7 protein-coding genes are annotated in these 8,214 nt (G+C 45.9%); all 7 read right to left on the reverse strand.

Going from position 1 to position 8,214, the window contains the following annotated elements; all coding sequences use genetic code 11:
- Positions 1-1,709 (reverse strand): TonB-dependent receptor (locus U9Q77_12755; protein MEA3288228.1); only part of this gene is annotated, 1,709 nt, incomplete at its 3' end.
- 21 nt (positions 1,710-1,730) lie between these two features.
- Positions 1,731-2,738: a PorV/PorQ family protein gene (locus U9Q77_12760; GenBank protein ID MEA3288229.1), complete on the reverse strand. Its 1,008-nt coding sequence runs from the start codon at positions 2,736-2,738 to the stop codon at positions 1,731-1,733.
- 179 nt (positions 2,739-2,917) lie between these two features.
- Positions 2,918-5,644, reverse strand: a complete 2,727-nt coding sequence (gene polA, locus U9Q77_12765) for a DNA polymerase I (protein ID MEA3288230.1) — start codon at positions 5,642-5,644, stop codon at positions 2,918-2,920.
- Positions 5,645-5,702: 58 nt separating this feature from the next.
- Complete coding sequence (locus U9Q77_12770; GenBank protein MEA3288231.1) at positions 5,703-6,125, reverse strand: PIN domain-containing protein; 423 nt, start codon at positions 6,123-6,125, stop codon at positions 5,703-5,705.
- Positions 6,122-6,373: a DUF6364 family protein gene (locus U9Q77_12775; protein MEA3288232.1), complete on the reverse strand. Its 252-nt coding sequence runs from the start codon at positions 6,371-6,373 to the stop codon at positions 6,122-6,124. The genes U9Q77_12770 and U9Q77_12775 overlap by 4 nt, the downstream gene beginning before the upstream one ends.
- 97 nt (positions 6,374-6,470) lie before the next feature.
- Positions 6,471-7,787: a 30S ribosomal protein S12 methylthiotransferase RimO gene (gene rimO, locus U9Q77_12780; protein ID MEA3288233.1), complete on the reverse strand. Its 1,317-nt coding sequence runs from the start codon at positions 7,785-7,787 to the stop codon at positions 6,471-6,473.
- A gap of 271 nt (positions 7,788-8,058) precedes the next feature.
- Positions 8,059-8,214: signal recognition particle-docking protein FtsY (locus U9Q77_12785; protein MEA3288234.1), on the reverse strand; the 156-nt coding region annotated here is incomplete at its 5' end.

Genomic DNA, 8,214 nt, shown 5'->3' on the forward strand with positions numbered 1-8,214 from the left:
ATCCGTATGCCGGTTTTCAACTGATTCCTGGTGTTCACCTGTCGCGTGTAATCTGCTTTGAGCGAGTGAGTCTGGATCAGACTGCTATCGCGTCCCAAATTCATCCATTCGCCACCATCATAACCATAGGGTGCCTCATCACGCCACACGCCATCATAGATCTCAATTAATTGAGGATCCCGAGCGTCGGTTTCAAAGGTCCAGTATTTACTGCGCAGATACTGGTACATCACTTCGTAATAACTATGTTCATCAAGCATATGATTCAACTTGAGACCAAAATTTGTCCGATAGATGTCTGCCGGGCTATAGTAACCTGGCATGAACAATATATTACTGCCTCCCTTTACCAGACCAGCCACACTGTAGATCGAACTTAAGACACTGCCGGTGGGCGTGGTGGTCCAACTGTAAGGACTGACCGATTTATCTTCAGAATACTGCATGGTCATGGTCAGTTTTATGTTTTTTGACACATCTGCATTGAACTTCAGACGGGTCGTATTTGAGAGATAAGCATCCCGGGACAGGGGCACTACAAAATTACTTTTGCCACTCTGATGACTGAGATAAAAGCGCGGTTCACCCAGGCTTGACAGACCGGGAACCGGACCTCCCAGGCCAAAATCAAGGGTGTAATCTGGATCATTAATAAAACCGGTGCGACGGTGTTTCCAGATGAACTCACGTTGAGCTCCACTGGGAGACAGATCATTACTGGGATCCTCATCCTGAAGTGTGGTGAGCGAATAGGCGTTCCAACCTTCAAAAGTGGCATATTGCTGTTTCGTATAATCATCCCAACCGGTCCAATCACCATCCTTATTGTAATCATCGAAAGGTTCGCCCGGATCCCATTCCCTGTTCGAATTCAGATCTTCGTATGATTCACCCTGGGTACCCGTCCAGGCCACGGCATCATCTAAATAGGGACGCAGGTAATAAGAGTCTTTGTCGTAAGGGGAAATACCAAAATGCTTGGGAGCGGCAGGTGTGTGATAATAAGTCAGCGAACCAGTATAACGATCCTTATTCCCTTCCGCAGTGACCACATTAACGATTCCGGATCGAATATTTCCATATTCGGCGTTAAAACCACCGGATTGCACCTGAATCTCTTTGACCGAACTCAAAGAGAGTGACAAGGTGGGCAAATTGGAACGGCCATCATTTAATTGAAATCCATCCACAATAAAAGCTGTCTGAGCACTGGAGCCACCCCGAATCGAAACCCCTTCCACTCCTGCCTGTAAACCCACAACGCTGCTGATATTAGCAACGGGGAGTTCTTTGATGGCCTTCTCTTTTACATATAACTGACTGGCGGAAAGATCCTTCACCACAACTGGACGCGTGGCCACAACCCTGACTTCATCCAGCCCAAGAACCTCCTGACTCATCTTATGATCCAGATGAGTGGTTTGGTCCATGGCTATCTCAACCCCCTCGACAATGATCGGTGTGTAGCCGATCATCAGATAACGAACGGTGTAAATCCCGGGAGCAATGTTCAGGATAAAATAGTGACCATCCAAATTCGTAGTGGCACCGATTCCCAACTCATCCACAATGATATTGACCCCAATCAGGCCTTCACCTGTTTTGGAATCTGAAATATTTCCGGCGATCTTGCCCTTTTGTCCGGCAAAACCAAAGGCCAGACAACTCAACAGTATAATTACTCTCAACAGTGATTTTGATAGCGTCATTTAGCTTGATCTCCCCAATTCTCAGAAAGAAAACCGTGCCGAAACACGGTGTACTTCGTTCCAGACACCTTTTGGTGTGTAAGCATAATCAAAGACCAACCCGAATTGCTGAATTCCAATTCCGAAGGTCAGATCATTCTCATCAAAAGTATCACCATTTTCGTCTTCGCTGGTGTAAAAACCAGTTCGGAGAGCCAGCATATTCACTGGCTTGTATTCAAACCCGATCTTAATCTGCTCCGGATGTGAACGATAGTGCAAAGCATCAATGGCGATCTGCAGTTTCTGATTTCCCATCTGGTCTCTGAAGAGATCGAACACATCCATGCCAATCCCCAGTGAAAAAGTCAGGGGCAATTGAAAACTCTCTTTTTCGATCTTGATCTGATCCGAAAAATTGCGCATGGACATGCCGAAAGCCAGACTATGCCACCCAGTTTTGAAAATGGTTCCAAAGTCAAATGCGCTGGCATAGGCAATGTGACTCTTAACCGTATCGGCATTCCCATCATCATCAGGAAAGACACTTCGGGTGTAATTCAAACCGATATATTTAATTTGCCCGCCCACTGAGAATTTATCGCTCAAAGCTTTGGCGTAACCCAGACCTGCAGCAAAAGCAGTGGGTTTCAGAATTTCTGTGTCGATATAGCCCTTATCGTTGTCCCAGACCATGGTTCCTTGAATACTGCCATAGTCCACTGACATCAGCGAGGCACCGAAAGTTCCGTATTTACCATCAGCCGGACTAATGGCAGCCGTAAATAGATTATGGGTGATATCGGCAATCCACTGATTTTGACTGGCCATAATATCAACAGATGCATCCAGCCTGGCCATCCCGGCCGGATTGAACAACAGAGAAGCACTTTTCATCTCAATAATGGTCATTGCCTCAGCCATACCTCCACCCCAGGCATCAGATGCAATACTAAGGAACTGAGCTCCGGTTTGCCCCAATTTTTGCTGGGCATATCCAAGCTGTACCGTTATGCTCAGAGCCAGAATGGTAACAATAAACCTCTTCATGAATAATCCTCCATCAACCGACGATGCAATCGAAAAACTATCTATCGCGACGACCTTCAAAAAAGCCAGGTCACCAGTTTTCATTATTTCAACTACTATAGGATCAAATATAATCCGAGCAAGTTAATAATGAATATTTATAAACTATCTTTAGTGGGTTTTTTCTCGGTGTTCCGCCTTTAATGCGCTTCCAGCCAGTTGTCGCCAATGCCAATGTCAACAGTCAGGGGAATATCCAGTTTAACTGCCTGCTCCATGGTATCCTTCACCAGTGTGGACAATTGCTCCAGCTCTGTCTCAGGGCCTTCAAAGACCAATTCATCATGCACTTGCAGGATCATTTTACTCTTTAATGCAGCACCCTGCATGTGATCATAAACCTGGATCATTGCGATCTTGATGATGTCTGCAGCAGTGCCCTGGATGGGCATGTTGGTGGCCACCCGCTCGGCCCCTTCCCTACTCATCCGGTTGGAGGCATCAATGTCAGGAATGGGTCTTTTCCTGCCGAAAAGAGTCTGAACATATTTATGCTCCCTGGCGAATTCCAGGGTTTCATCGATATAATTTCGAATACCAGGATAGGTTGCGAAATATTCGCTGATCAATTGCGCGGCCTCTGACATTGTGATCTCAAGTTCGTTGGACATTCTGAATGGTCCCGCTCCGTACATGATGCCGAAATTGACCACCTTGGCTCGCCGCCTTTGGTCCTCGGATACGCCAAACAGATCAGTCCCAAAGACGTGAGCTGCAGTAGCAGTATGAATATCCTCCCCGTTCTTGAAGGCTTGGATCAAACGTTCATCCTGGGAATAGTGAGCCATCAACCTCAACTCGATCTGTGAATAATCTGCAGCGAGGATCTTCCAGTCCGGTGATTGTGGGCGGAATGCCTTACGGATATCTCTGCCCAACTCAGTTCGCACCGGAATATTTTGGAAGTTGGGATTGGTGGAGCTCAAACGCCCCGTGGCAGCAATGGTTTGATTAAAACTTGAGTGGATCCGACCCGTCTTCTCGTGGATCAGCAGGGGCAAAGAATCTGTGTAGGTTGATTTCAACTTGGCAACCTGACGATAGTCCAACATATAACGCGGGATAGCGTGTTCCTTGGCCAGAATCTGCAGGACATTCACATCGGTGGAGTAACCTGTTTTGGTCTTGCGGATGGGCTTGATCCCCTGCTTCTCAAATAGGATCTCGGCCACCTGCCTGGGTGAGGCGACATTGAATTCTTCTCCAGCCTCTTTGTAAATTGCTTTTTCCAGGCGCTCCAGTTCCAGTCCCAGACTGGTTGACATCACACCAAGCATTTCCGCATCGACAAAAGTGCCCTCTCGCTCCATTTGCATCAAAACCGGCATCAGGGGTAGATCAATATCATTGAGTACGTCGGTCAGCCCATCAGTTTTGATCTTTGCAGACAGGATCTCGTAGAGCTGGAAGGCAATATCAGCATCTTCAGCTGCGTATTCGCTGATCACATCCAAACTTACAAAATCCATGGTGATCTGATCCTTACCCTTCCCGATCAGGGCTTCAATGTGGATCGGCTCAAGACCCAGGTATTGGACGCTGAGATCATTCAAACCATAACCACGCCCTCCTGGATTGACCAGATAGGCTGCGATCTGTGAATCAAACTTGACACCCTTCACTGGTATCCCGTGGCTTTGCAGGACTGCAAGATCGAATTTGAGGTTATGGCCTGTCTTCCCTATTGCATCAGAATCCCAGAAGGGTTTTAACTCCCGCAATATGGTTCCAATATCATCCCTGGTAAAACAACCCTCAGGTGGATTGGGGTACTTGACCGCCACATAAACACCCTGATTTGCTTCCCAGGAAAAGGATAAACCAACAATCTCTGTGGTCAGCACATCCAGTCCTGTAGTTTCCAGATCAAAAGCCACCATGCCCTGTTTACCCAGTGTTTCTACCAACTCAATCAGCTCAGGAATATGTTTCACTACCGTGTAATTTCTATTTGGGACAGGTCCGATAGTTTCACCACCAGCACTATAGAGCGCTCGAACCTCATCCAGTGGCTTCATCAACCTGAACAGTTCAAATTCCTGGAATATGCGGCGTACTGCATCAATATCAGGGGCTTCGATACGAATCTGATCAGCTGCAGGTACCGAATCCATGTTGGTTTTAATGGTCACCAATTCCCGCGAAAGTAAAGCGAGATCACGATTTTCTTCAAGTTTCAGTTTCAGTTTGGGGTTTTTCACGTTTTCAAGTTTTTCGTACAGTTCCAGCATGCTGCCATGTTCCAGGATCAGCTTTACGGCAGTTTTCGGTCCTACGCCGGGAACACCAGGCACATTGTCGGAGGCATCGCCCATGAGACCAAGTAGATCAATGATCAGTTCTGGAGGTACGCCCCACTTTTCCTTAACAAATTCCGGGGTCCAGACCACATTATCTTTTGGGTTAACAACCTGGACGTTGCTAGTAACTAACTGGGCAAAATCCTTATCACCAGTCAGTATCCTAACCTCAAAACCTGCTTCCCCAGCTTTCTTAGCCATGGTTCCTATGATATCATCTGCTTCAAACCCAGGTTGTTTCAGATAGGGAATATTGAGTTTATTGACAATATCATCAATGACCGGCAGTTGCGCTGCCAGCTCATCCGGCATCTTTTCTCGGGTAGCTTTGTAAGCGGGAAACTGTTTGTGCCGAAAGGTTTTCTCTTTGGTATCCATAACCACAGCCAGATACTCCGGTTTTTCGCGGATCATCAGACGGAGTAATGCATTCATGAAGCCAAATATGGCACTGACCAGCTGACCCTGGGTGTTGATCAGTGGTTGACGGATAAAGGCGAAATGAGACCGATAGACCAGTGCGGAGCCATCAATAAGGTAGATAACAGGTGGTTTTTCTTTATTCATAGGGGGTTCCTGTAGTGTGGAATATTGTGATGAGATAGTACTTTTAATTTCCCATCACTCAATCTGAAAGTTGATATATCTTCAAAAATGCATGAGGGGTTAACACAGATAGACCGCTATGTTTATAGTCAGTCACATTCCTGGTTATGATCACCTCGATACCATGAGATTCCGATGCATAATTTTGCAGGGCATCCTCAAAATCAGTGAATTTAGAATTTAACGCACGCTCCACATGTTCACCATTTAACGGCAATACACTTAGAATGATTTGCAATTTCCTGAGACTGGTTCGGGCGATTTCTTTGGAGCGTAGCTTCCTGATCAAATAATAGATATTTGCGAATACCAGAGCTGTGGAAAATCCTTCCAAGCGCTTATCCTCACACATGCTGATGATCTGGGAAGAATCAAAATAAAATGGTTCGCGTTGGGTCAGGACATCCAGAATTACATCAGAATCGATAAAGACCTTTTTCATTTCAAATACTTCTCTAGTAGATAATTCGCATAATCATCTTTTAAATTGAAATCCTGATCAAGCTCCATGATCCCTGATAATTCTTTCACAATTGGACTCATTTGCTCACCATCTGAGACCTTGTTCTGATTGAGATAATTGAAATATATCTCTACCAGGCTGGAAAGACTGGTCTGATGCGCTTTTGCATAGCGCTTGGCTCCCAAAATGGTAGTCTCACTTATACTAAGCGTTAGTTTTTTTAGCATGAAACCTCCTGCAAGTATACGTATCAATATATCGTATATAATACGTATATTGCAATCATAATTTAGTGCAGAATTTGTTTCCCGCCTTGCTTAATAGCTATTCAGACGATTCTGATTCCACGGTTCCATACAACTCATACGGCCCGGCATCTATGATTTTCAACTTAACGATACTGCCCAACTCAAACTTGCTTTCGACATACACGATCTGATCAATGTCTGGTGCATCCCAGATGGTTCGACCCAGCATCTGGTCCTCATTTTCAGGATCTGGTGCATCAATGATGACCTCTATTTCTTTTCCGACCAATTTCTGATTCTTTGAAAATGAAATGCCATGCTGCAGATCCATGACAGCATCCATCCGATCGACTTTAACCTCATGTGGAACATCATCCTCAAGTTGTGCAGCGCTGGTATCCTCCTCCTCCGAGTAGGTGAAAACGCCCAGCCGATCAAATTCGATCTCTTCCAGAAAATCCAGTAGTTCCTCAAAATCAGCTTCTGTCTCACCGGGAAATCCCACGATCACAGAAGTTCGTAATCTCAAATTGGGAATTTCTTTTCGTAGATCCAACAGCAGGCGGCGCAGACCATCTGCATCAAGACCCCGTTTCATGGCTGTCAACATGTTGGAAGCAGCATGTTGGATCGGGATATCCAGGTAGGGTACGATCTTTTTGGCATTTTTCAGGACTGGAATAAGCTTCCTGGAAAAATGGGAAGGGTGGGTATAGTGCAATCTTATCCACTCCAGGCCAGTCACTTGATCCAGTTCTGACAACAACTCGTGAAGATACCGTTTTGGGCTGAGATCCCAGCCATAAGTCGTGCTATCCTGGGCAATAACGATCAGCTCTTTTACGCCTCGAGCAACCAAGGAATTTGCTTCCGCGATCAGTGAATCGATACTGCGGCTTCGCTGTCCACCCCGCATAAGAGGAATTGCACAGAAACTGCAGACATTATCACAGCCCTCACTGATCTTCAAGTAGGCATAATGCCGGGGAGTCATCAGTTTTCGACGGTGGTCTGGATCATCTGCCAAATGCGGTTTTGCAGCGATATGATCAAATATGTTCCGGAAATCCTCAGTCACAAAGAATTGGTCAACCTCAGGTATTTCTTTGGTGAGCTCATCCTTGTATCTTGCTGATAGACAACCTGCTACAAGGAGTTCTTCAAGTTGCCCTTCGGTCTTTAGTTGGGCCGCATCCAGAATCACTTCCACCGACTCTTCTTTGGCATCACCGATGAACCCACAGGTATTTATGAGAATGGTATTGGCTGCTTCAGCTTCATCAACCAACTCAATTCCAGCTGCTTCCAGACCTCCGGCAATGATCTCACTATCTACCGTGTTCTTGACACATCCCAGGCTGATGATTCGGACTTTTTTTTTGAATTTAGTCATAAGTTATTTTATAGTTCTCGCAAAGGCACAGAGACGCAGAGGTTTTTGTATAGCTCTTCACTTTCCCAACCTCCCCTATACCCCCTTATACCTTTATATCCTCAAACCCAGATTCCCTCTCGCAAAGGCGCGGGGACACAGAGGTTTTTGTATAGCTCTTCACTTTCCAAACCTCCCCTATACCCCCTTATACCTCTATACCCTTAAACCAAGTTTTCCTCTCGCAAAGGCGCGGGGACGCAGAGGTTTTTGTGCGGCTTGGCGAAACGCTTTAATTGTTGCTGACTTCAAAAAGGGCTCCCACATAGCTTGATGCATCAAAGTTCTGGATATCACTCATCTGTTCCCCGATTCCGATATACTTAACCGGAATATCCAAGTTATGATGGATGGCTATGGCGATCCCACCTTTTGCGGTCCCATCCAG

The organism is Candidatus Neomarinimicrobiota bacterium (assembly GCA_034716895.1).
Lineage (GTDB): Bacteria > Fidelibacterota > UBA8477 > UBA8477 > JABMPR01 > JABMPR01.

Excerpts from the sequence above, each read along its gene's own strand:
- U9Q77_12760 (MEA3288229.1), bottom strand. The coding sequence starts at position 2,738 with ATGAAGAGGTTTATTGTTACCATTCTGGCTCTGAGCATAACGGTACAG.
- U9Q77_12770 (MEA3288231.1), bottom strand. The coding sequence starts at position 6,125 with ATGAAAAAGGTCTTTATCGATTCTGATGTAATTCTGGATGTCCTGACC.
- U9Q77_12775 (MEA3288232.1), bottom strand. The coding sequence starts at position 6,373 with ATGCTAAAAAAACTAACGCTTAGTATAAGTGAGACTACCATTTTGGGA.
- polA (MEA3288230.1), bottom strand. The coding sequence starts at position 5,644 with ATGAATAAAGAAAAACCACCTGTTATCTACCTTATTGATGGCTCCGCA.
- rimO (MEA3288233.1), bottom strand. The coding sequence starts at position 7,787 with ATGACTAAATTCAAAAAAAAAGTCCGAATCATCAGCCTGGGATGTGTC.